The organism is Meiothermus luteus, assembly GCF_003574085.1.
GTDB classification, from domain to species: Bacteria; Deinococcota; Deinococci; order Deinococcales; family Thermaceae; genus Meiothermus; species Meiothermus luteus.
Genome location: NZ_QWKZ01000199.1, coordinates 1 through 1,483 on the forward strand (window position 1 = coordinate 1; position 1,483 = coordinate 1,483).

Annotated in this window: 1 pseudogene; it reads right to left on the reverse strand. The window is 73.7% G+C overall.

Annotation, left to right across the window (positions count from 1 at the left end):
* A pseudogene (locus tag Mlute_RS15230) lies at nt 1-1,483 on the reverse strand (hypothetical protein); the annotation flags it as partial.

Below are 1,483 nucleotides of genomic sequence, written 5' to 3' on the forward strand. Positions count from 1 at the left end.
ACCCACAAGGCCCCCCCGCCCGGCTCTAGGGCCAGGGCCACCGGCTTGGCCACCGGGCCGTGGTCGCTTTGCGCCAGGCTCAGGTCAAGCCGAACGTCCACCCACCCCTCTAGGCTGGCCTCGCTCAGGCCCACATCCCCCCCGTTGCAGTCGCCGTTGGCCGCCCGGCCCAGCCGCTCCCGGCGGAGCCGGTTGAGAAAGGCCCGCTTGACCGGGGTGGCCTCGCCCGGGCGCGGCCCCTGGTACCCCCCCGAGGTGAACCACAGGTTCCCCTCCAGGTCAAAGGCCAGGGCGTGGGGGATCAGGAAGGGCCGGCCATCGGCGTTCTGCCCCGGGGTGGTGAGGACATAGCGGTATAGCCCGGTCCCTGGGCCCCAGATGCGCGCGCCCGCCGCCCAGATGCGGGCAGGGGCGGCCCGCAAGGCGCTGGCCGGCACGCAGGCAATGAGGCCCAGCACGTCGTTCACCACCCAGAGGTTGCCCCAAGCGTCAAAGGCCATGTCCGCAGGCTCGTTGCCCCCCACCTCCATGTGGGGCTCCGGGGCCACCCCCGCCGGCCAGCCCCAGGCCTCCCCCTCAATCACGGTGTTCCCCGGCGCGTCCTCGGAAACCCGGCCGGCCCGCAGGTTGGCCTGGCTCACCCGCAGGATGCGGGCTGGGCTGCCCGTTACGTACTGGTAGAGGATGTAGAGGTTGCCCTCCCGGTCAAAGGCGATGCGGAAGGGCCCTTGCAGGGGGGTCGGGGGGATGAAGGGGGAGAAGGCCGTGGCCCCGTCCTCCAGGTAGTAGACCGCGTTCTGCTCCCCGGTGCTGGTTCTCCCCCGCCCGCCGTTGCTGAAGCCGCCGTTGCCGGCCACCCAGATGCGCCCGCTGCCCGCCCGCTCGGTCCAGCTCGAGAGGCCCAAACTGGGCAGGGGGTCGGCGGGGGTGGCCTCCACCCTGGCCTCCCCCTCCCAGTAGCGCTCAGCCCAGACCCCAGGCCGCACCACCTGGGCCCTCAGGGTGTACTCGCCAAAGGCCAACCCCTCAAAGCGCAAGGGGCCAGGGCCTACCCGGCCCTGGGCCAGGTTGCCCGGCTCGAGCCGGGCCCTCACCTTATCCCCTGCCCCTACCCCCGCGACGCTAAGCGTCAAGGCCGCCTGGGTGGCCCGGTAGCCCAAGGAAACCTGGGCCTCCCTACCCACCGGCACCATCGCGCTCTGTCGCTCGGCCACGGGGGCCCAGACCACCCCCCCCGCCGCCACGGGCCGGGCCACCAGGGTGTAGACCCCCGCGGGCAGCCGCTCAAAGCGCCGGCTCCCGTTGAGCCGCTCCACAAGGCCGCCGTCGGGCCCGTACAGCTCCGCCCCCGGGGCAAAGCCCTCCACCCCACTGGGCGGGGCCACCTCCACCCAGAGGGCCCCGACCCCCCGGGCGTAGCCCACCCGGGCCTCCGTTTCCTGGCCGGCCCGCACCTCCACCTGCGGGGCCGAGAGGGAGAGGG